The sequence below is a fragment of the Pedobacter indicus genome (genome assembly GCF_003449035.1).
In the GTDB taxonomy this organism is placed as follows: Bacteria; Bacteroidota; Bacteroidia; order Sphingobacteriales; family Sphingobacteriaceae; genus Albibacterium; species Albibacterium indicum.
The window spans coordinates 2,463,704-2,486,907 of sequence record NZ_QRGB01000001.1 but is presented as its reverse complement, the minus strand read 5'-3'; the positions used below and the strand labels follow the sequence as shown (position 1 = coordinate 2,486,907).

Here is a 23,204-nt window from a genome sequence, read left to right as displayed (position 1 = left end):
TTTATCCCTTACCACCATACAGAGTCTCTTTTTGTACCTCATCAAACTCACGTATAATATCCTCAGAAACCGGCTTGGTCAATAGTGAAACTACTACAGTTGTGAGAAAACTGAGTATGAAACCCGGAATGATTTCATATATATCTTTGTAATCATGAGGAAGGTAGACCCATAATAACACCGTTGCACCACCTGCTACCATACCTGATAGAGCGCCAGTTGCCGTTATCCTTTTATAGCAATGATAGAATAACCAAGGGGCCAAATGCTGCGCCAAATCCAGCCCAAGCATTTCCTACAAGTCCGAGAATTCTTTCTTGTGGATTCAGAGCAGGGAGAAAGGCTACGACCGCAACAACCAAGACCGACAAACGGCTCCCAATACGGTGCCGACCATCCACGTCATCCCAATATTTCGTGCTTTCGGTATATCCCTAACATGGTCAACAGCCATAAACCGGACCAGTATATGGGGTTGCCCGAAATAGCCCAACCCCCACGCTAATAGAGAAATTATGGATACGGCAGTTGTCATAAATCGATATGCATCCTAATAGAGCGTTTTTCCGAAGATTTTATGTTCGAATTGACTCCTGAGGAAAAGAATTCATTATTATTTCCTATGTTTGTATCGAGAAAAGAAATTGACAACGTTGGGTATTTGTACTTTTTCGATTCACAGATAAAATTAAAGATACTAAAACAAACGTATTTAAAAAATGGGCTTGCGAAAATTTGTTTTGTTTAAAGGAGCTGAGATTGTAATATTAGCTCTTTTGTTTTCTCTCCATTCCTGTAAAAAGGAGGATATCGCTATTGTTCAGAAGGGACCCGCTACGGTCTTTGTAAATCTAAAAGGTGTTGAGTCAAACAATGATCTTTCCCCACTTTCTAGAAAGCAGTCACCAAAATTAGCTTCTATCAAAGCTGGCGAAAATGCGAGTGTTATTCGTTCTGAAAATGATAAATCGATTTCAGAAGAGATTCAGACACGTATCATCCCTTTTACAGAAAACCTTTCAATATTGGCTACTTTAACCCCGGAGGAGCTTACCAGCGATATTAATCAGTCGCCTGGAACGAAATCAACTGCTTCGGGGAAGTATATGTCGACAAAGAAGCCGACTACTGCCGCGACGAAAGTTCAAAAGGAACTTGAATTAGGCGTGCTCTATCGTGTTGCCGTCTATGATAGCTTAGGTACCTATGTTGACGATAAGGTATATACATATGGTCAGGAAAAATCATCGCCTGGCTTTGTATTAGACGGCGGATCAAAATACACCTTTGTAGCTTATTCAATCAATAGCACCAGTAGCGTTCCGGAGATAACAGGTTCCACATTATCAACAGCTTCTGTGAATAATGTTCGTGACTACTTGATGTATTTCAGAAGCGAAATGACGGTGACAAAAGGGGACAATTTTCTAGACATTGTGTTGAAGCATAAGTTTAGCCAGATTACCACAACGATCAGTTTAAGTGATCTGACGGTAGGTGAGATAACTGCCATAAGTGCACCAACCATTCGCCCGACTCATCGAAGCGCATCGATCAAGCTGTCGGACGGTACTCTCAGTTATGGCGCGTTGGATACAGCCAGCGTAGTTTTTCCCTCAATAGAAGAAGGGGTGAGGACGATTACCAGTGCTCCGACAACCTTGATCGCTCCGACGACAACAAACGGAGAATTTTCTATCGGTGCGGTTACAGTTATCGCCGGCTCATTCCAAATTGCTGACAGTACGCTCGTTAACAGTCATACACGTGAGGTAGTCCTTGATGCGTTGACAATTAATCCGGGTCGCCGCTATAATCTGAATTTAGAATTCGTTATTCCTTGTACAGACGTGGTAGAGGTGACGGCTAACAATATTTTCGATTGGGAGTTTGGAAACAATATTGATGTTACCGCTCGTACTATTCAGGCCCCATCGGCAGATTTTGGATTTGTATTCGATTTATTGCATTTGGATAATTCATTCAACATGACGATCAATGGAACAAATTTGATAACACATGAAACGCATAGCAGCCGTGAGGTTCAGTTTCAAACCAACGATGTTAATCAAACCCGCTATCCGCAAAATATCCAATTCGAAGATGGCTCAATATGGGAGTTCCCGAAGGGCGACCCGAATAATCCGCCGCTTCCCGCCATTTGGCAGATGAATGGCACGGTGACGAATCCTGTATTCCGATTGGTTATCAGTCCGGAAGGGAAGGTTTCTATGTATGGTACGAAGGAAAGTGGAGGTAAGCTGTACCGACTGAAACTTTATAAGGGTTTTGAGTTCAATGACATTGTTTGGAATAAAAACGGTGAAAATACGGTAGTTATATCGCAGGCGGCTACCGGACCGAGCGTGATGAAAGGCAGCGGCTTTGGGAAGAAGGTGGTTTCGTGCAATTAAGCGAGACTTTTAAAATGCAGTATCAGCTATAAACTATGATAAATTTAAACATAACCATGAAATACGTTTTTACATTCTTGATTTCAACTTTCGCCATTTCAGCGACCATGGCTCAGTCCACAGAAATTGCAAAGGACACAACAGTGGCGGTCAGTACTGATCGATACGAGGTAGTAACCAACCGCTTTTTTGATAACTGGTTTATCGGAGTAGGCGCGGGGGCGCAGTTTTATTATGGTGATCACAACAAGCAGATGAAATTTGGTGACCGTTTGGCGCCCGCATTTGAGTTCTATTTGGGTACGTGGTTTACTCCAGGGATCGGTACCCGAATCGCTTTGAATGGAGTCAAAAATATAGGCGTTACGCAGAACGGAAGCCATTCTACAGGCGAAGTATACGATGCTTCGCAGTGGTTGGAAAAGCAAGAGTTCAATTACTACAATGTGCATGCAGATGTATTATTTAATTTGCATAACCTGTTAGGTGGGTACCGTCAGGATCGGAAATTCACGACTAGTCCTTATGTTGGCCTGGGCTGGATGGTAACAAAGGATGAACCAACAGCCAGAGAAATAAGCGCCAACCTCGGTATTTACAATAGTTTAAGTTTGAGTAAGAAGTTCGACCTGACCTTAGACTTACGCGGTAGCATGGTAAACGACCGTTTCGATGGCGAGCTCGGTGCACGTAAGACCGAAGGGATGCTCACAGCTGCTTTGGGGGTAGCTTATCGGTTCAAAGAGCGCACCTGGGAAAAACCAACAACGACTGTTATCAGCTACAGCGAAGCTGATCTAAATACCATGCGTCAGCGTGTAACCCAACTAGCTGCCGATAATGATGCATTGCGTAAACTATTGGCTGAATCGAAGGAAGAGACAATCACTGATGTGAAAATCGAGAAAAGCGTCTTAGTTTCACCGATATTAGTGACCTTCCCAATCAACAAGAGTATCGTTAGTAATGAAGCTCGCGTTAATCTTGGCTTCTTTGCGAAAGCGATCATGGAAAACAATTCCGATGTGGTATATAAGGTTACAGGATATGCTGACAAAGGTACAGGTAACCCACAAATCAACGAGCGTTTGAGCAGAGAACGGTCAGAAGCTATTTTCAATGTATTGGTGAATGAGTTTGGCGTTCCAGCTTCGCGTTTGATCAAAGATCATAAAGGCGGTGTTGATAACATGTTTTATAACGATCCGCGTGTAAGCAGGGCGGTTATTGTTATAGCTGAATAAATACAAAAGATAAGGGAATTAACAACTTAAAAATAAACGATATATAATGAATAAAGTAGGTAATAACAATATTGAGGATACATCAGTGCGACGGCCTTATCTGTCGCCTGATATACAGGTCATCAATTTGGAACTAGAACATTCTATTGCGGCAGGATCTGCAGAAGTGACCCCTACAAATATGAACGGTACTATATTGGAGGAATGGGAAGAAGATCCGGATGACAACAGAACCTTTGAATGGTAAGTCATATTTTGAAAAAACAAGATATTAAAGCAATGAACTTAAGAACAAACATTAGATTATTGGGAGCGGTAATCGGCCTATTGGCATTGTCTACCCTCATCTACTCTTGTAAAAAAAGTGACCTCCCCACTAATCAGGAGGGGCCTGCTACTGTTTTTATTAAACTTTTAGGAGTCGAGTCAGCTGTAGATGGGCTTGTTCCATCGGGAATTAAGTCGGCTAAACTCGCTTCAGTAGATGCTCCTGCCAAGGGATCGACGGGAGGCATGTCTTATCATTCAGGTGCGGTTATGACAAGGGTTATCCCTTTTTCAGACAACCTTTCAATCCTTGCCACTTTGGTTCCCGAGGGTGCAGGGAACCAGGCTATCCAAGCAGACGCTGGGTCTGTCAAAAGCCAAAAAATAATGTCTACTAACAAGAATATTAGCGCGGCAACGTCTGTCGTGGAAGAATTGAATATCGGAATCATGTACCGGGTTGTAGTGTACGATAGTATAGGTAATTATGTGGATGATATCGTTTATACTTATGGCGACGAGGAAGCTCAAGGCGGATTTACGTTAAACGGTGAAACTGCTTACACCTTTGTCGCTTACTCTACGAACAGTACGACCAGTGTGCCTAATGTGAGTGGATCAACGCTTTCCACTGCTTCAGTCAATAATGTCAGCGGAGATTTGATGTATTTTAAAAAGATATGACGATACGCAAAGGAGATAACTTCCTGGATGTAATTTTAAAGCATCAGTTTAGTCAGATTACAACGACTATTGGCCTTGGTAATACGCATAGCAGTGTGGGTGGCATTACTGCAATTGGTGAAACTACGATCAGTCCGACCCATAACAGCGCTTCTATTATGCTAACGGATGGTACCTTGACGTACAACGGTAGTCCAACGGAAGCTACGGTTAATTTTCCGTCACTAGGCGGTGTTGTTAGGTCTGTGACAGCTTCACCGACGCTTTTAATTGCCCCGGCGACAACAAGTGCAGAGTTTATCCTTAACTCAATTACTGCCGATGGAATGACGAGAGATCTCGTATTGGACGATATAAAGATTACACCAGGTGTTCGGTACAACCTCAATCTTGACTTCTTTATCCCTTGTACAGAGGTTGTAGGCGTTGAAGAAGAGCAAATTTTTAACTGGAAGTACACAAATGGGCAAAGACCAGATGGCAGTTTAATTGAACATAATATTACAGCTCCTAATGCTGATTTCGGATTCGTATTCGACCTAACCATTCTTGATAATTCCTTTGGTATGACAATTAATGGGGTCGATCTGATTACGCATTCCAATTCAATATTGCATCGACAGGTTCAGTTTCAGGGTGGAGATATTGAAAACTCTCCTAAAAATATCCGGTTTGCTGATGGTACTCAATACGCTGTTGACATTGACGAGATCTATAATATCACTGGTACCGCAGCTAAACCGATGATCCGCGTGGTAATCAGTCCAGAAGGTGAAATATCGATGTATGGTAGTAAGACAAGCGGAGGCGATCTATACCCGTTGGAACTTACTGGCGGCTTTTCATTTAACAACGTGCCTTGGAATGCTGACGCAGCCAATGAGGTTATTGTAACCCAATTGGTTACAGGAGAAACAACCATGACCGGTAGCGGAGCTGGAAAACAAATAGTACCATGCCCACTGTAAATATTCATTTAAAAACAAGGGTGCTGATAGAAAAGAATTAAGAAATGATCATGAAGCTTTTTATTATCATTATACCTTTTCTATTAGCACTTTATTTGAGCCGGGCTATGATTCCTTTTATTTATAAGGTAACTTATAAAAAAAGGCTTTTCGACCCGATCAATAAACGGAAAGTGCACCAGAGTATCATTCCCCGATTGGGCGGTGTTGCATTTGCGCCTATCCAATGTTGCTTGGTTACCGTTGCTATTGTGATTTTTCATAAATACAACCTTTTGAATGATCTGCACCTGAACACCGGAGAGATCCTACCAATGTTTTTGTTGCTAACAACGGGCTTGGTAATCATGTTTATCATCGGTATTGCCGATGATATGATTGGGGTAAGTTACCGGTTTAAGTTTGTAGCACAATTGGTTGCGGCTTCTCTTTTTCCACTTTCAGGGCTTTGGATCAACGACCTATATGGAGTCTTTTTTATCACCTATCTGCCAGCCTGGGTCGGAATGCCATTAACAGTCTTCGCCGTCATGCTGATCATCAATGCGGTTAATCTGATTGATGGTATTGATGGGTTATGTTCAGGACTTATCGCGATTAGTAGTTTGATACTGGGGGTTCTATTTGCGATTGATGGCGCTTGGTTACATGCCATTTTTGCTTTTATTACAACCGGCATTCTTGTTCCATTCTTTTACTTTAATGTATTCGGGGCATGGGCAAAAAAGCGGAGGATATTCATGGGAGATACCGGCAGCCTTACGCTGGGCTATTCCATCGCGTTTTTAGCGGTTAGTTTTTCAATGAACAATCCGGGTGTAAAGCCTTTCTTCGAAGGAGCGATTGTTTCAGCGTTTACCACGCTGATGGTGCCCGTATTGGATGTGGCCCGTGTGATGTGGGTACGCTTCAGAAATGGCAAACCAGTATTTGAAGCAGACAGGAATCATATCCACCACAAATTTTTGGATCTCGGAATTTCGCACCGCATGACGATGGTGTATATTATTGCTATCGCTGTATTCTTTAGTGTTTTTAACATTGTGACGGTACAGTTCATCAGCAACAATATTGTTTTAGCGCTCGATGCCGTGCTCTGGGCGACTTTTCATATCGTTTTCCATCAGGTAGAAAAGCGTCGTAAAGTTCAATCGGCAGTTGCTATCATTAAAAAGCCGTCGCATGCAAGAGAAAAACTAAGATCAGAGAAATATGAATTAGAACCAATATAGTTTTAGATTTGAAGATCGCCGTTATAGGGGGTTCTGGCTTTGTGGGAACCCGGTTAATTCAAGGGTTTGAACATCTCAATGGAGTCGACGTAATTAACATCGACAAGCAACCAAGTCGTTCCTATCCAAGCATTACGCAGATAGCCAATGTACTGGATAAAGACGCGTTAGCTCGTTTGCTGAAAGGTGTCGATGTTGTTGTACTATTGGCAGCTGAGCACCGGGATGATGTGACGCCTGTTTCCTTATATTACGATGTGAATGTTCAGGGTATGCGTAATACATTAGAAGCTATGGAAATTAACGGCGTGAAAAGAATCGTCTTTACAAGTTCTGTAGCTATATACGGCCTTGGCAAAGACAATCCTAACGAAGATTTTCCAGCCGCCCCCTTCAATCACTACGGTAAAAGCAAATGGCAGACAGAACAGGTGTTACAGGATTGGTATAAAGATCACAAAGATTGGAATATTAACATTGTGCGTCCTTCGGTCATCTTTGGTGAGGGGAATCGGGGTAATGTATTTAACCTGTTGAACCAGATAGCCTCCGGTAAGTTTATGATGATTGGTAAAGGTGATAATTATAAATCTATGTCTTATATTTGTAACATTATAGCCTTTATTGAATTTTTGATATGGGAGAGAACCATGGGTTATCATATATATAATTATAGCGACAAACCTGATTTTACAACCAATGACCTGGTGTATCAAACGGGGAGAATTTTAAATAAGAAAATTCCGACGACACGTATCCCATATTGGTTGGGCATGTTGGGAGGTTATGGGTTCGATGTATTGGCCTTCTTGTTGCGCCGGAAGCTAAATATCAGTTCCATACGCGTTAAGAAATTTTGTGCTGTCACGATGTACGATTCAACAAAAGCCATGTCTTCTGGCTTTGCTCCACCTTATGAATTGAAAGAAGGGTTGGAGAGGATGTTGGAAGAGGAGTTTATGATGAAAGGGAGCACGGATTAGTGTTATATATAATCAGATACGGGTATGCCTAGAAAAATTCTCTCAAGTTTGAAACGGCGTTATCTCTTAGCAAAAGAACGAACGTCTTATCGAAATTTGCTAAGAAGCTTACAGAGCCCATTGCTCGTAGATGGGTACCCAGAAACTCAGAACTTTGGTGATGCACTGAATGTGTTTCTCGGTGAATACTTATCTAAACGCCCCGTGTTTCCGTCTCGTTTTGTGGATCATGACACGATAAATGGTAGACATTTTTATTCAGTAATCGGCAGTATCTGTCAACAATCCAGTCGTAATACAGTTGTCTGGGGTAGTGGATTTATCTCTTCTGACTATAACGTCAAAAGCTTTGTGAAACCGGATCGAGTGTTGGCTAGCAGGGGACCGTTAACACGAGCTATTTATTTAAAAAATGGAGTTGATTGCCCGGAAGTATTTGGTGATCCTGCACTGCTGCTCCCATTAATATATAACCCTGAGGTTGAAGCGAAATACGAATATGGCTTCATCCCTCATTATTCTGATATGGAAAGTGAATGGGGTAAGCAATTGAGGCAGCGGACTGATACTTTGACCATAAATATGATGATTGGCGGAGACTACATTCAGTTTGTCCAAAAATTAAAATCGTGTAAAAAAGTTGTAGTCAGTTCGTTGCATGGTTTGATACTGTGCCACGCTTACCAGATTCCTGTTTGTTGGGTTAAGCTATCGGATAACCTCATCGGAGGAAGTTTTAAGTTTAATGACTATTTATTGTCCGTTAATAAAACGACACAGACGCCTAAGGATCTGACAAACAAATTTACAAATATTGAAGATTTGGAGTTCGATAGCGAACCAATTAAGGTGGATATTAGACCTCTTATTCATTCGTGCCCATTTATCGAAAAAAACGTTCAGTCGGAACTTTTGCAGAAAGCTGCTTATTATGACGACTTTTAAATGAGGCGATAGAATGATCAAAGTATTACATATCGTAACCAGAATTGACGAAGGGGGGATAAGCAGCTTCTTGAGCAACTATTATCAGAACATAGATCCTGAGAAGGTACGCTTTGAAATTGTCGCGATTCAAACCGAATATAAGCAGGGTTATCATGATCGATTTAATACTTTGGGTGTCGCTGTACATTATATGCCTGAAGATTTACGACAAAGAGTGTTTTACTTATATCGATTAATTAAGAGTGGTAAGTATGATATTGTTCATAGTCATGTTGAATTAGTATCTTCCATTTATTTAATAATTGCAGCGCTTGCAGGTGTTACGACCAGAGTTGCCCATACACACTTAGCTGTCGATATAAAAGAAGGGTTTAAAAATAGATTATTACGTTTTTTTCTAAATCGGGTTTCTACGCTGAAACTAGGAGCGAGCAAGAAAGCGATACAAGGGCTTTATGGCAAAAAATATAAACAACAGGCCATTGTACTGTACAACGCCATCGACGTTGCTGCATATTCTTATGACGAGAATATAAGAACAGGATGTCGAAAGGAGTTGAACTTAGATGATAAGTTTATTGTGGGTTTCGTGGGCAGGTTGACTTATTTAAAAAATATTGAATATGTGATCGATGTGTTTAATGCGCTGGAAAAGATGCCAAAGGACGCGGTGCTGCTAATTGTTGGTTCGGGGGAATTGAAAGATCAACTAACAAAGCGGGTAGATACATTAGGAATTAATCATAAAGTCTTTTTTTTAGGAAGCAGATTTGATATTAACAGGTTAATGATGGCCATGGATATTCTGTTATTGCCATCGTTTAATGAAGGTCTTGGCATGGTTTTGATTGAGGCACAGGCAGCTGCATTGAAATGCATCACATCCTTGAATAGAGTGCCAGAGGAGACGAATATTTCGTCTTATATTCACTATCGTGACATTGACGAGTCACCTCACCTCTGGGCAGAATTTATAAAAGAAGAATGTTTTTCATATACTAGGAAACCGATTGATAGCCAAGTTAGATCTCACCGGTTTGATGTTAGATCGGAAGCGAGGGAGTTGGTAACACTTTATGAACGGGCAATAGCCAATAGTAATTGATTGAGATAAATCATGTCGTCAGAGAATAGTAAAAGAATAGCTAAAAATACCTTTGTACTTTATGTGCAGATGGTAGTGGCTATGCTTATTGGTCTGTATACTTCTCGTGTTGTATTAAACGTCCTCGGAGTCGAGGATTTCGGTATTTACAGTGCCATAGGCGGAGTGGTAGCCATGTTTGGGATCTTGAATTCTGCCATGTCCTCGTCAACCAGCCGCTTCATCACCTTCGAATTGGGATATGGTAAATTTGAACGACTGAAAGCAGTTTTCAGTACGAGTCTGCTTATTCACATTGGTCTTGCATTATTGGTCTGCTTGATCACATTGCCTATCGGGTTATGGTTCCTCAAAACATACATGGTTATACCTTCTTTACGGATGAATGCAGCTGTCTGGGTTTTGTACAGTGTAGTCATAGCAACTTTTTTTGGTATATTAAGCGTTCCTTATAATGCGTCGATTGTTGCTCATGAGAAGATGAGCATTTTTGCTTATTTCTCAGTAATCGACTTAACCTTGAAACTAGCAATCGTATTGATTTTGCCGGTTTTGCCTTACGATAAACTAAAAGCTTATGCCGTTCTTCTAGTTGTAGTTCAGGTAATCATGCAATTTATTTACTGGCTGTATTGCTATCGTAACTTTAAGGAAGTTAGGGTCGGCTTAAAATGGGAAAAAGGCTTATTTAAAGAAATGACCTCATTTGCTGGTTGGAGTTTGTTTGGTGATTCTGCGTATTTGATGTATACCCAGGGATTGAATGTCCTTTTAAATGTATTCTTTGGCGCTCCTGTTAACGCTGCTCGTGGTATTGCTGTACAAGTACAAGGTGTATTGATGCGATTCACCTCCGGTTTTCAAACTGCCCTCAATCCCCAGATTACTAAAAGTTACGCCGGAGGAGATCTAAAATACATGCACCGCTTGATATTCAGTTCATCAAAATTTTCTTTTTTTCTTGTACTTATGTTATCCATCCCAGTTTTCTTAGAGGCGGAACAGCTTCTCCTGTGGTGGCTGAAGGTTGTACCGGATCATACGGTTAATTTCGTGCGTATTTTGTTGCTGATCTCTCTGATCGACTGTTTAGCCAATCCCTTGATTTTTGCAGCTAAGGCTACTGGTCGGATCAAGAAGTATCAGGCGATTCTAGGTACTTTGTTGCTGATGGTTGTTCCGGTGAGCTATCTGTTTTTGAAGATGGGTTATCAACCAGAATCGGTTTTCATAGTCCACCTCGTTATATCCATTTTGGGTCAGGCTGTTAGGGTTTGGTTAATCAGTCCGATGATAAATTTATCATTACGAGAGTACTTTTTCAAGATCGCACTGAGATGCTTCTTTGTGGTTGTTGTAGCTTCGCTTGCTCCGCTTATTTTGCACATGATAATTTCAGATTCTAATGTGAGTCGTTTACTTCTGGTAAGTGTAGCAAGCCTAGTTTCTGTTTCAGCTCTGACCTATTATATGGCTTTAGACAAACAAGAGAAAACGTTTTTTAATCAAATGGTATTATCTCGCTTTAAAAGCTCGACCTGATTGGTTTAAGACATACGAATGATGAAAAAGATTAATATAATTTACTGGAATAGTGACAATTTTGGAGATGTATTGAACCCCGTACTTATTGAAGAGTTAAGTGGAATAAAGACTCAATATAAGAATATCGACTTGTCGAGAAAACAACGTCTAACAATCTTAGTAGATGCGGTATCTAGATTTAAGTTTACAGAAGCTAAAACTATTGTACTACCGTGGCAGCGAACGCTCACTGCAATCGGATCAATAATGAGCTGGGCTCAAAGTAACTCGGTTGTTTGGGGAAGTGGATTTATGAATAAAACTGACCGTTTTGCGGGCGGAAAGACTTTGGCAGTTCGTGGCAAATTAACTGATCAAAAATTAAAGGAAGACGGTTTTCCTAGTTGTTCTATCTATGGTGATCCTGCACTTTTGTTACCCCTTTGGTTAGAGGGATCGCCTGAAAAAAAGTATAGGCTAGGTTTAATTCCACACTGGAAAGAGGTAGACTATTTTAAACAGCGCTTTGGTGAAAAATATAAGATAGTTGACTTGCGTACGCGTGATATTCAGCGTGTTGTTGAAGAGATAACATCGTGCGAATACATATTATCGTCTTCTCTCCATGGTATTATAGTTGGGCATGCTTATAATATTCCTTCTTTATGGATAAAGCATGGTTACATCGATACTGATGGTTTCAAGTTTCATGATTATTTCAGTTCGGTAGATATTCCGACCTATGATGGATTTGAAGATTTAGATGGTATTCTACGAAGCGAAGATTCATGGATACAGTTGATGAAAGATAATAAAGATAAAACGCTCATTAATAACTCTCTGGAACGTATTCAGGAGGATTTATTACGGGTTGCACCGTTTGGGTTGAAGGATAAATATAAAATTCATTCAACGGATCGATAATAAAAATAAAAGTAAATCGTGCAGACTCCTAAAATATCAGTTATAGTGCCAATTTACAATGCATCGTCAACGTTAAATAGATGTATAAACTCTATTCTCGGACAGTCATATGAGAATTTCGAGCTTATATTGATCAATGACGGTTCAAGTGACAACAGTCGTGATGTCTGTGAACAATACGCATCTGTCGATCAGAGTGTACTGATTTTTCATCAATTAAATATGGGGGTCAGCGCTGCTAGGAACAAAGGGATCTCTGAAAGCAGAGGCGACTATCTGGTTTTTTGTGATTCAGATGACTATTTGGATGAAAATTGTCTCGAAAAGTTAATCGAATATAAAGCATTCGATATTGTATTATGCTCTTACGAAACCATTCCCGATCATGGAGTACGATTGTTTCAAAATGGTGAGTTTTTGACCAAAGATGCAATCGCCTCGTGTTTGGAAGCCCATATTTATACGGGTTTTTCAATGCCTTGGGCCAAACTGTATCATCGAGAAATTGTCGTCTCGAATAGTTTGTTTTTTGATGAGCGTCTGTCATCGGGTGAAGACACCTTATGGGTGAATAAATACCTGCTTCATGTAAATAGCATCAGGATGTTATCATATAATGGTTATCGTTACAATAAAGAAGATCGTGAAGGTCTGTCGGCAACTTCGATTGATGAAGCTACTATGGAGGTCACAATTAATAAAATCGTCGAATCGTATAATGATTTGGAAACCAAGTTTCAGGCTAATCTCACTGAATGGAAAATAAATGTTGGAATGTATTTCTTTCATCGTTTTATAACTGGAATTGCAAGATTGAACTTATTTCAAATTTTTTCAATGCTTAAAAGTAATTGCGAGAAAAATACCTTGAAGCCTATATTCTTGGATCGAGATCTAGTTTTAAAAGGGATGCGTCTTAAGTTTTTTAATTTTTTAGTTAGACAACGATTATATATGCTCTTAGCTTTAAACGTTAAACTTCAAAAAAGATATTTATAAGCGGATAGTAATGTCGGACAAACTGAATTTGAAACAATATCTTAATTCTGATAGAATGGAGTACTTACCGTCCTTATCAAAAGCTTATTTAATGGATTGGCTTTTAAAGTCTGAACAGTATTGGTTGCGCCTGTATGTCCGCACATTACGCAAAGAGGAATACTATACGTTTCATCAACCCAATAAACTATTAAAGTATTTCTACCAGCGTAGGAAAAACATATTAGGACGTAAGCTCGGCTTTTTTATCGCCAGCGGAAACTTCGATCTTGGGTTAAAAATCTATCATTATGGTTCCATTATAATTCATCCCGACGCAAAAATTGGAAAAAATTGCACGATTCATGGCAATTGCTGTATAGGTAGCAAAGGTACTTTTCCTGATGAAGCACCGATTATAGGTGACAATGTTGACATTGGGCAAGGTGCACAGGTATTAGGAGGCATAACGATCGCAAATGGAGTAAAAATAGGTGCAGGGGCTATCGTTGTTAAGTCGGTTACTGAGCTAAATGTTACTGTAGTAGGTATTCCTGGAAGAGTAATCGAAGTAAAAGATAAAGGAGGGACTTTATGAAGAATTCTAGCAAAGCACTTTTAGACGTTCCTGCAGTCCAGTTTTATTGGCGAAGGGTAAGAGAGCAAAAAATACTTCGAGATCATAAGAGAGTAGCTAACTATTGGAACAATGTTATTACAGACTATATTGATCTTAAGATAGAGCGTCATTCGATTTTACCAAAATATGAAATAAAACCGAACAGTGTCATTTGGCAGTATTGGGGTCAAGGTTTAGAGGAAGAAAACTTGCCAGAAGTGGTGAAAATTTGTTTCAGTTCAGTTGATAAATTTAATGGAGATTACGAAGTTATTCGTTTAACAGATAACTCAATTCGGGACTACTTAGACATTCCCGACTTTGTGTGGGAAAAAAGAAATAACCCAGAATTTAAGACTGTGTTTTTTTCAGATCTCCTTCGTTTAGCACTTTTACACACGTATGGCGGGGTATGGCTTGATGCGACGGTTTTGCTGACTGATACGTTTCCAAAAGAGTATAGTGAACTTGACTATTTTGTGTATCAGCGAGATGATATGGCAACCTTGAAAGAGCACTGGGTGAACTCTTATGCTTATTACTGGAATTGGAGACCAGAGTTTAAAGTGAAAATGTTAAGCAGTTTCATGTTTGCCAAAAAAGATAATAAAGTAATAAGGGTTTTATTGAATTTAATTCTTCACTACTGGAAAACCGAAAATAAAATAATTGACTATTTCTTTTTTCAAATCCTGTATGAGGAACTGATGAATAGTGAGCTAGCATCATATAAATGTCCAGTAGTCGATGACACGCTTCCGCATATGTTGCAAACGAAAATAAATGGCGGACTGAACGATATAGCATTTAAGGCTATTTTAGAGAAGCAGGGTATTCATAAGTTAACATACTTTTCTGAAGATGGACTTGACTCGCTTAGGAAAGTCGTAAAAACATATTTATGAAGTTAATATCGTTCATATGTCAAGTAATGAAAGAAATATGACACCAGTAGTACTGGCATTATCGCCGAATTATTTAATTCCGGCGGCAACATGTATTCTCTCTATCTTGCAGCATTCGGATGACTCTGATACATTCCATGTAATTTGCTTATTAACGGATTCTTTATCAGATAAGGATCGTTGTGAGCTTACTAATATCGATAATAAGCGACTTGTATTTTCATTTGTGAATCTTAAGGGGCGCTTAGAAGGAATATATATAAATGAACGATACACCATAGCAGCTTCTTATAGACTTCTCCTCCCAGATTTGTTACCTGAATATAATAAAGTTCTTTATGTTGATTGTGACGTTATCGTCAGGAATAATTTAGCTGAACTCTATAGGGAAACTGATCTTAGTAATAACTATTTGGCGGGCGTATTTGAAGCTACCTTAGATTTTCAAATACCACACATGCAGACCATTGGCTGCGAAGCGGGTCAATATATCAACTCTGGTTTCTTGATTATGAACTTGGAGTTACTTCGAAAGGATAATATGGTGACTAAATTCTTAGAAGCATCTAAAGAAGAAGGATTAGAGTTTCCTGATCAGGACGTATTAAACCAATTATGCAAAGGTCGAATTTTGGGACTGCCGCCTTACTACAATAGTATTCGCACTTTCTTTCTGCCGCAATATAAAGAGCGTTTCTTGAAGTATTATACTGAAGGCGACTGGAACGCCGTTCAGCATCGTGGAAATATTCATTATACGGGAGCTAAGCCTTGGGAAGCGTTTACAATTAAGTTTGCCGAATGGTGGAAATACTACGAAATGTTACCTGACAACCTAAAAATGGAGTGGCAACCGAATAAGAAAATGTACCGGCTATATCAAATCTATAAGTCGCCTTTTGGTCGATATCTGATTGATGGTGCTCTTGGCATGTATCGTAAAGTAAAATATGGGTGACGATGAGTAAAGAAAAGCACGCATATCTGATCATAGCACACCATGAGTTTGGCATCCTTCAGAAACTGATTGGTTTACTGGATGACGCACGGAATGATATTTATGTCCATATAGATAAAAAGGTCAAGAATCTACCTTCTCTACAGTGTGCCGAGTCAAAATTATACATTTTAGAAGATCGGATAGATGTACGCTGGGGCCATGTGTCGCAAATTGAATCGGAATATGCTCTATTTGAAGCTGCATACAATGCGAAACAACTTTATGATCGTTATCACTTAATTTCTGGGGTTCATCTGCCTTTAAAAAATCAAAATGATATCCATGATTTTTTTAATAAAAATAAGGATAAAGAGCTGTTGAGCTTTCTTTATACCAATAACTATGAAATGAATTTTAAATTAAATAGGTCACATTATTTTCTTAAAAACTATCGGGCTGATAACGCTTTAATGAGAAGAATCGCTCAATTGCTGTGGCACCTATCATTGAAGGCTCAATCTGTTCTAGGTATTAAAAAGAATAATTTAAAAATTGATGTTAAAGCTAACAATTGGGTTAGTTTGACACACTTAGCCATAGTTAGAATAATAAATGAAAAGGATAATGTATTGAAACTTTTTCGGCGAACGTTTTGTGGAGATGAATTTTTTGTTCCATACGTTTTGGAAGCGGATTTGGATAAATTTGAAATAAGAAACGAACAAAGATTACTTTTTAATGAATTTGTTGGAAGTACGCCGAGGGTCTTAACGGACGCTGATTATAATTTTCTGATCAATAGCGAATATCTGTTTGCCCGGAAGTTTAGTTCGAGCGATATGGTGGTAGTTAATAAGATTGTAGGTCATTTAAAATCTAGCTTGTGATGAAACACGCTTATCTGATATTAGCTCATAACGAATTTGATGTTTTGCGTTTGTTGATTCAAGCAATCGACGATCCTAGGAACGATATTTATATTCATTTCGATAAGAAATTAAAAGAGTTACCGCTCTTAAAATCTGAGTTTGCAAAAATAAGGTATATCGATAATCGGGTTAATGTATCCTGGGGTGATCTTTCTGTGGTTGAAGCAGAATACGCGTTGTTCGAGACTGCGACCAAAGAGGGTGAGTATGCGTATTATCATCTCTTATCTGGTGTGGATATGCCATTGTGTTCGCAAGATGATATTCATCGGTTTTTTGATCTTTATCAGGGGAAGGAGTTTATTGGTTTTTCGCAGGGAGACATGAACGCTCATATCGCCCGAAAGGTTCAACGCTATCATCTATTCCCAAAGGATTTCAAAGTTTCGGTGAGCGTAGGAGGTTTTTTTAAACGTGCGATTCGGTACGTCGCTCTTCGTATACAATATCTTTTTGGTATTTACAGAAACAAAGGAATCAACTTTAAGAAGGGTACCCAATGGGTGAGCCTAACGCATGATTTTGTACTTTATATTCTACAAAACAAAAATGAGGTTATGGAGACTTATCATCATACCTTTTGTGCCGATGAGATTTTTGTGCAGACCTTATGTTGGAACTCACACTTCGTCCAAAATATATATCATCTATCAGATGAGGGTTATGGATCGATGCGCATGATCGGTTGGAAGAATAATAAATTGCCAGCATGGAAGGTAGAGGATTTGGATGTATTGCTGAGTTCAAAAGCGATGTTCGCAAGAAAATTTAGTACAGAGCATATTGAGGTTGCTGAGAAAATTCTCAGAAAGATAGAAATGGAAAAGGAGTGCTTAAATAAGTAATAAAGGATGAGATGAAGAGTTCGACGCCACTAGTTTCCATTATTGTGCCGGTTTATAATGCTGAGGAGACATTGCATAGTACGCTAGCCTCGTTAAAAGCACAAACTTATAAACGCCTCGAGCTGATTTTTGTCGATGATTGTAGTACGGATGGAAGTTCTATTATTTTAAATAAGTTCCTTTCGGAATATGATAAAGGTCAGTTTTTTGGAATTCAATTAGTACGTCATTTTGAAAATAGTGGGGTTGCGACTGCAAGAAACACTGGTTTAGATCAGGCGCAGGGCGATTATATTTACTTTGTAGACGCGGATGACTGGATTGAACCCAATACGGTGGAATTACTGGTTGAGGAAGCGGTACAAAGTATGGCGGATATTGTAGGTTTCAACTGGTTTTTATCATTTAAGGAAAACGAGCGGGAAATGAGGCAACCAGAGTTTTCCTCTGCTCAGGAGGCTGTGGAATGGATGATGATGGGTAAGATGCGGTGGAACTTATGGTTGTTCTTTGTGAAACGGAGCTTGTATGAAGATCACGCGGTTCGCTTCCTTGAGGGTATGAATATGGGCGAGGATATGTTGGTGATGATTAAATTGTTTGTTTATGCAAGAAAAGTTCACCATGTAGATTCGGCTCTTTATCATTACGGACGGTCGAATAGTGATTCGCTAACCAATGTGTATTCTAGCAGGCATATCGAAGAGGTTACTCAGAATGTGAGGGAGCTTGAGGCTTTCTTGTCAGATAGTAAATTTGGGGTCGAATCGAAGTCTTTGATTAATGATCTGAAATTGAATATCAAGTTGCCGCTTCTGATTTCAGATAAAAAAGCCCAATATAGACGTTGGGCTAGCTGGTTCCCGGAAGTTAATCACTTAGCGACAGCTAATAAAGGGCTTTCTTGGCGTATCCGTGTGCTTCAGTGGGCGGCTGCAAGCAAAAATTATTGGTTGATCAGGTTGCATTACCACTTGATAATAAGGATGGTATATGGTGTTATATATAAATAAGAATAAATAGGTTTAATGCGTTACGTCCTATACATATTGGTTGGTGTTCTGACAAGCTTTTACGTTTTTCCGATAGGATTCAGCTTTCTGCCGTCGTCGATAAATACGAAGATGATATTGGCGGTAATAGGTGTAGCGCTTTTCGCATTTAAATGTATAAATGACCGACAGATTGGGGTTTCGAAAGGTATGCTGGGAGCGATCTTAATTGCGCTGCTCTTTTCTGTGGCGGCATTTTTCTCTGCGGATTTTAATGATACAAATGATTATTCCTACGCTACCTATATTGTCAGTTTTGGGACTTGGCTGGGTGGCGCTTATACGGTTGCTGCGGCTATACGTAATCTGCATGGAGAGGCTTCATTTAAATTGCTTACACATTATTTGGCAGCAGTATGTTTCGCTCAATGTATACTTGCGTTGATGATTGATAATATCCCTGCTTTTCAATTATTTATTGATAGTTATGTACAGCAAGGACAAGAGTTTTTTACAGAGGTGGATCGCTTATACGGGATCGGTGCGGCACTGGATACAGCTGGTGTTCGTTTCTCAATTACGCTGATCATGATTGTGGGCTTGTTATCGCATGATCAGGGGACACGGAGCAGCCAATGGAGTATATTCTTGTTGCTGATTGCTTTTTTTACGATTACGCTTATCGGGAATATGATTTCAAGAACAACGATTTTGGGCGTGGGTTGCGCAGTTGCTTATTTCGTATTCGCATCAGGGCTTTTTAAGCCGATCGTGAGGTATGAGTCAATTAAATTGGGACTTTGGTTCGCTGGGGTCATGCTGTTTTCCGCAGCAATGGCTACGTACTTATACCACACGGATGCGGTTTTTCATGATCATATGCGTTTTGCTTTCGAGGGTTTCTTTAATTGGGCTGAAACGGGGGTGTGGCGTACGGATTCAACTGACAAGCTGAATACAGTGATGTGGATTTGGCCGACTGATCTCAAGACATGGATTATAGGCAGTGGGTTGTTTGGCAATTTTATCTACGGTACGGATATTGGCTATTGTCGATTTATATTGTATTGTGGATTAGTGGGTTTTACATTGTTTGCTACACTGTTCGTATACCTGACCGCGTTGTTTATAAGCCGTAATCCTCGCTATTGGCTGATGTTTTTATTCTTGATGGCATTGAGTTTTTTGATTTGGATTAAGGTGGCGACAGATATTTTCCAAATATATGCGTTGTTCTTTTGTCTGGATTATTTCACAATGGAACCTGAAGAGGGTCTGGAAGTGGAGCAGCTAGTAATGGAGGAAGCAGCATGAGAATCGTTTATAACATAGCGGCTACCTATAACTCGGGCGGAATGGAGAGGGTATTGGCTAATAAGGCTAATTACTTGGTGCGCCAGGGACATGAGGTGATGGTGGTGACGACGGATCAGCAGGGGCGGAAACCCTATTTTGAACTGGATAATAGGATTACACATCATGATCTGGGGATTAACTATAGTGCGGGACAGGGTAAAGGTCTCTTGGAAAAGGCTGTGAGCTACTGGTTTAAACAGAGATTGCATAAACGAAGATTGGAGAAACTTTTGATCGGTCATAAAGCGGATATTGTGATTTCAATGTTTGATCATGAGGTTTCTTTTTTGCATGGTATTGCCGACGGCAGCAAAAAGGTGGCAGAGATTCATTTCTCGCGTTTTAAACGCTTGCAATATGGCCGCAAGGGATTATGGGGGCTTGTTGACAGTTGGCGAAGTAAAAGGGATCAGAAGTTAGCGGGCTGTTACGATCGCTTTGTGGTGTTAACACATGAAGATAGTGCATATTGGGCGGGGCTGTCGAATATAAACGTAATTCCAAACGCTAATAGCTTTGAGCCGAGTAAGGTAGCTTCACTTGATGAGAAGAGGGTAATCGCGGTTGGGAGATATGACTACCAAAAGGCATTTGATGAGCTGATTTATATTTGGAAGGAGATAAAAACACGCTACCCCGACTGGAAGCTATTTATTTATGGAGATGGTCCGCGTAGAAAGGAGCTGGAAGAGCTGATTAAAGCCTTGTACTTGCAAGATGTTGTACAGCTCCTGCCGTCGGTTAAAGATATTGAAAATGAGTATTTGAAGAGTAGTGTCCTGGTGATGACTTCTCGTTATGAGGGCTTGCCGATGGCTCTGCTGGAAGGGCAGGCTTGTGGTTTGCCTTTGGTAGCCTATGGATGTAAGTGCGGGCCGAAGGACGTGATTGATGATGGTAGAAATGGTTACCTGATAGCCGAGGGTGACCGGCATAGCTTTGCCGAAAAACTTATGCTTTTAATGGGTAATGCGGATACTAGAAAGCAAATGGGACATGAAGCAAAGCGTTTGTCTGCTAGCTTTTCGGAAGAAGTGATCATGGCGAAGTGGCGGGCCCTGTTCGATGGCTTGCTGCAGGAAGGGGGTGAACGATGACGAAGACGATTGTGGTTTCTGCTGTTAATCTGAATAAGGGTGGGACTCTAGCGGTCTTGCGTGATTGCTTAGCATATCTTTCTTCACTAGCTGTAAAGAAAGATGTTCGCATTGTAGCAATTGTCTACAAACGCGAATTGGCTGATTTTCCAAATATCGAATATGTTGAAACGCAATGGCCTAAGAAGCGATGGGTAAACCGGCTTTGGTATGAATATGTGACACTAAAAAAAGTTTCAAAAGAACTTGGAGACGTGTATTTATGGTTTTCCCTGCATGATACAACACCGAATGTGGCGGCAAAACGGAGGGCAGTTTACTGTCACAACTCGTTTTCATTCTATAAGTGGAGTATTCATGATTTGCTTTTCGCTCCTAAAATAGCTCTATTCGCCATATTTACGAAGTATATCTATGGGAAGAATATTCATAAGAATGATTATCTGGTTGTTCAGCAGCAATGGTTCAAAAGGGCGATGGTGGATATGTTTAATGTAGACCGGTCAAAAGTTATCGTTGCACCACCGAAAACCCCATCAGTGAGGTATAAGACGGGGCGGGGCAACATAGGTGAAGCTTTATCTGCCTATACATTCTTGTTTCCAGCTACGGCTGACAGTCATAAAAACTTTCAATTGATTTGTGAAGCGTGTGAAATATTGGAAAAACAAAGAGGCATGAAAGATTTTCAAGTGTATTTGACGATAAGCGGTGTAGAGAATAAATATACAAATTGGTTGTACAAGAAATGGGGCCATTTAAAGTCGCTCAAATTTATTGGCTACCTAAAACGGGAAAGTTTATTGCAACGGTATAATGAAGTTAATTGCCTGTTGTTTCCATCTAAGGTGGAAACCTGGGGCTTGCCGATTACTGAATTTTCCGCTTTTAATAAGCCAATGCTCTTGGCGGACTTGCCCTATGCCCATGAAACGGCTGCTGGTCATAATCAAGTGGCGTTTTTTGATCCGGACAATGCAGAGATACTGGCTGAACAGATGATGGCTTTGATTAAAGGGAACACTTCTATTTTAATGGAAGTACCTGAGGTGTCAAGCAATGAACCTTTAGCGAGGTCTTGGGAATCGTTATTCTCGATATTATTATGGGATACAAAACAAATAGTAAACAATGAAGATTCTACAGGTCGGTAAGTTTTACCCCATTCGAGGAGGGATTGAAAAGGTGATGTACGACCTGACTTTAGGGTTGTCGGCAGAAGGGGTTCATTGTGATATGTTGTGTGCAACAACGGAAGGGTACCGGGGCGGTGTCATAGAACTGAATAGCTACGGCAGGGTGATAGCTGTCAAGACGCAATGGAAGTTTTCGGCAACGATGATTGCTCCGGCGATGATTACAAGGCTTCGCCGAATAGCTAATGAATATGATATGATTCATATTCACCATCCAGATCCAATGGCGAGTCTTGCTTTGTTTTTATCAGGCTATAAAAGAAAAGTGATTCTGCATTGGCATAGTGATATTTTAAAGCAAAAATTATTACTGAAGCTCTATGCGCCGCTACAGCGTTGGCTGATAAAAAGGGCGGATCTGATAGTAGGGACAACGCCGGTTTATGTACGTGAATCGCCATTTTTGAAAGGGATGCTAGATAAAATAGATTATATCCCGATTGGTGTGGAAGCGATTTCTGCCGATAAGGAGCAGGTGGAACTCTTGCGAAGAAAATATGACGGCTATAGGTTGATTTTCTCATTAGGTAGGTTGGTAGAGTATAAGGGTTATAAATACTTGATTGAGGCGTTGGCCAAACTTGATGATACTTACAGGCTTGCGATTGGAGGAATTGGGCCGCTGAGAGGTGAGTTGGAAGAATTGGTTGACCACCTAGGTGTAAGAAGTCGGGTAGAGTTTCTAGGCTATGTGAGTGATGAAGATGTGCCGAAGTATTTTGAGGCTTGCGATCTGTTCTGCTTAAGTTCGATCTGGAAAACAGAGGCTTTTGCGATTGTTCAGATTGAAGCGATGTCTTGCGGGAAGCCCGTTGTATCCACTCACATTAAGGGCTCGGGGGTAAGCTGGGTAAACGCGGATCAGGTTTCTGGACTGGTGGTACCGGCAGAGGATGCTGACGCATTGGCGAATGCGATTAAGAAATTGATGGATGACCGGGAGCTATATGAGCAGGTGGCTTTGGGGGGGCGGCGACGATATAAAGAGCTTTTTACGCGCAAAAAGATGGTTGACAAGAGCTTAAGTCTATACAGGAAACTTCTAAAATCGTAA

General features: G+C 40.3%; 25 protein-coding genes. 22 read left to right on the top strand and 3 right to left on the bottom strand.

All coding sequences use genetic code 11. The features are described from left to right. Nucleotide 1 precedes the first annotated feature (1 nt). From D3P12_RS15505 to D3P12_RS15495, 3 genes are read right to left on the bottom strand one after another with little or no spacing between them, the layout of a single operon-like run. Nucleotides 2–292, bottom strand: a complete 291-nt coding sequence (locus tag D3P12_RS15505) for a hypothetical protein (RefSeq protein WP_205941099.1) — start codon at nt 290–292, stop codon at nt 2–4. Then, entirely contained in the window at nt 234–401 is a 168-nt protein-coding gene (locus D3P12_RS15775; RefSeq protein WP_394341519.1) for a sodium:solute symporter family transporter, read from the bottom strand. The genes D3P12_RS15505 and D3P12_RS15775 overlap by 59 nt, the downstream gene beginning before the upstream one ends. After that, nucleotides 344–535: a sodium:solute symporter family transporter gene (locus D3P12_RS15495; RefSeq protein ID WP_205941097.1), complete on the bottom strand. Its 192-nt coding sequence runs from the start codon at nt 533–535 to the stop codon at nt 344–346. The genes D3P12_RS15775 and D3P12_RS15495 overlap by 58 nt, the downstream gene beginning before the upstream one ends. Nucleotides 536–719: 184 nt before the next feature. On the opposite strand from D3P12_RS15495, the gene D3P12_RS11015 reads away from it, so the two are divergent. From D3P12_RS11015 to D3P12_RS10910, 22 genes are read left to right on the top strand one after another with little or no spacing between them, the layout of a single operon-like run. After that, complete coding sequence (locus D3P12_RS11015; protein ID WP_118195471.1) at nt 720–2,414, top strand: hypothetical protein; 1,695 nt, start codon at nt 720–722, stop codon at nt 2,412–2,414. Nucleotides 2,415–2,470: 56 nt separating this feature from the next. Further along, nucleotides 2,471–3,658 carry an OmpA family protein gene (locus tag D3P12_RS11010; protein WP_118197081.1) on the top strand — a complete coding sequence of 396 codons (1,188 nt, stop codon included), beginning with the start codon at nt 2,471–2,473 and terminating at the stop codon, nt 3,656–3,658. A 46-nt stretch (nt 3,659–3,704) separates the two neighbouring features. Beyond that, nucleotides 3,705–3,905, top strand: coding sequence for a hypothetical protein (locus D3P12_RS11005; protein ID WP_118195470.1), 201 nt, complete (start codon nt 3,705–3,707; stop codon nt 3,903–3,905). Between the two features lie 32 nt (nt 3,906–3,937). Continuing rightward, on the top strand, nt 3,938–4,609 hold the full coding sequence (locus D3P12_RS11000; RefSeq protein WP_157970321.1) for a hypothetical protein: 672 nt from the start codon (nt 3,938–3,940) through the stop codon (nt 4,607–4,609). Further along, entirely contained in the window at nt 4,606–5,577 is a 972-nt protein-coding gene (locus tag D3P12_RS10995) for a fimbrillin family protein (protein WP_118195466.1), read from the top strand. Before D3P12_RS11000 ends, D3P12_RS10995 begins: the two co-directional genes overlap by 4 nt. A 50-nt stretch (nt 5,578–5,627) precedes the next feature. Continuing rightward, nucleotides 5,628–6,809, top strand: a complete 1,182-nt coding sequence (locus D3P12_RS10990; RefSeq protein ID WP_118197080.1) for an MraY family glycosyltransferase — start codon at nt 5,628–5,630, stop codon at nt 6,807–6,809. An 8-nt stretch (nt 6,810–6,817) separates the two neighbouring features. Further along, nucleotides 6,818–7,792: an NAD-dependent epimerase/dehydratase family protein gene (locus D3P12_RS10985; protein ID WP_118195463.1), complete on the top strand. Its 975-nt coding sequence runs from the start codon at nt 6,818–6,820 to the stop codon at nt 7,790–7,792. A 24-nt stretch (nt 7,793–7,816) separates the two neighbouring features. Beyond that, nucleotides 7,817–8,737: a polysaccharide pyruvyl transferase family protein gene (locus D3P12_RS10980; RefSeq protein WP_118195462.1), complete on the top strand. Its 921-nt coding sequence runs from the start codon at nt 7,817–7,819 to the stop codon at nt 8,735–8,737. A 13-nt stretch (nt 8,738–8,750) separates the two neighbouring features. Continuing rightward, nucleotides 8,751–9,845, top strand: a complete 1,095-nt coding sequence (locus D3P12_RS10975; protein ID WP_118195460.1) for a glycosyltransferase — start codon at nt 8,751–8,753, stop codon at nt 9,843–9,845. Between the two features lie 12 nt (nt 9,846–9,857). After that, a complete protein-coding gene (locus D3P12_RS10970) occupies nt 9,858–11,387 on the top strand; it encodes an oligosaccharide flippase family protein (RefSeq protein WP_118195458.1) in 1,530 nt (509 codons plus the stop codon). An 18-nt stretch (nt 11,388–11,405) separates the two neighbouring features. Beyond that, nucleotides 11,406–12,293, top strand: coding sequence for a polysaccharide pyruvyl transferase family protein (locus D3P12_RS10965; RefSeq protein WP_118195456.1), 888 nt, complete (start codon nt 11,406–11,408; stop codon nt 12,291–12,293). 18 nt (nt 12,294–12,311) lie between these two features. After that, nucleotides 12,312–13,292, top strand: a complete 981-nt coding sequence (locus D3P12_RS10960) for a glycosyltransferase family 2 protein (RefSeq protein ID WP_157970320.1) — start codon at nt 12,312–12,314, stop codon at nt 13,290–13,292. 55 nt (nt 13,293–13,347) lie between these two features. After that, nucleotides 13,348–13,869: a serine O-acetyltransferase gene (locus D3P12_RS10955; protein ID WP_205941096.1), complete on the top strand. Its 522-nt coding sequence runs from the start codon at nt 13,348–13,350 to the stop codon at nt 13,867–13,869. Beyond that, nucleotides 13,866–14,795, top strand: coding sequence for a capsular polysaccharide synthesis protein (locus D3P12_RS10950; RefSeq protein ID WP_118195450.1), 930 nt, complete (start codon nt 13,866–13,868; stop codon nt 14,793–14,795). The genes D3P12_RS10955 and D3P12_RS10950 overlap by 4 nt, the downstream gene beginning before the upstream one ends. Nucleotides 14,796–14,811: 16 nt before the next feature. Then, entirely contained in the window at nt 14,812–15,753 is a 942-nt protein-coding gene (locus D3P12_RS10945; protein WP_118195448.1) for a glycosyltransferase family 8 protein, read from the top strand. Nucleotides 15,754–15,755: 2 nt separating this feature from the next. Then, entirely contained in the window at nt 15,756–16,622 is an 867-nt protein-coding gene (locus D3P12_RS10940) for a beta-1,6-N-acetylglucosaminyltransferase (protein WP_118195446.1), read from the top strand. Further along, complete coding sequence (locus D3P12_RS10935; protein ID WP_118195444.1) at nt 16,622–17,509, top strand: beta-1,6-N-acetylglucosaminyltransferase; 888 nt, start codon at nt 16,622–16,624, stop codon at nt 17,507–17,509. Before D3P12_RS10940 ends, D3P12_RS10935 begins: the two co-directional genes overlap by 1 nt. A gap of 11 nt (nt 17,510–17,520) precedes the next feature. After that, entirely contained in the window at nt 17,521–18,522 is a 1,002-nt protein-coding gene (locus tag D3P12_RS10930; protein ID WP_118195442.1) for a glycosyltransferase family 2 protein, read from the top strand. A gap of 15 nt (nt 18,523–18,537) precedes the next feature. Beyond that, on the top strand, nt 18,538–19,815 hold the full coding sequence (locus D3P12_RS10925; RefSeq protein ID WP_118195440.1) for a hypothetical protein: 1,278 nt from the start codon (nt 18,538–18,540) through the stop codon (nt 19,813–19,815). Next, nucleotides 19,812–20,954 carry a glycosyltransferase family 4 protein gene (locus D3P12_RS10920; protein WP_118195438.1) on the top strand — a complete coding sequence of 381 codons (1,143 nt, stop codon included), beginning with the start codon at nt 19,812–19,814 and terminating at the stop codon, nt 20,952–20,954. The genes D3P12_RS10925 and D3P12_RS10920 overlap by 4 nt, the downstream gene beginning before the upstream one ends. Beyond that, nucleotides 20,951–22,108 (top strand): glycosyltransferase, encoded by a 1,158-nt coding sequence (locus D3P12_RS10915; protein WP_118195436.1) that lies wholly within the window; start codon nt 20,951–20,953, stop codon nt 22,106–22,108. The genes D3P12_RS10920 and D3P12_RS10915 overlap by 4 nt, the downstream gene beginning before the upstream one ends. Beyond that, a complete protein-coding gene (locus tag D3P12_RS10910; protein WP_118195435.1) occupies nt 22,086–23,204 on the top strand; it encodes a glycosyltransferase in 1,119 nt (372 codons plus the stop codon). The genes D3P12_RS10915 and D3P12_RS10910 overlap by 23 nt, the downstream gene beginning before the upstream one ends.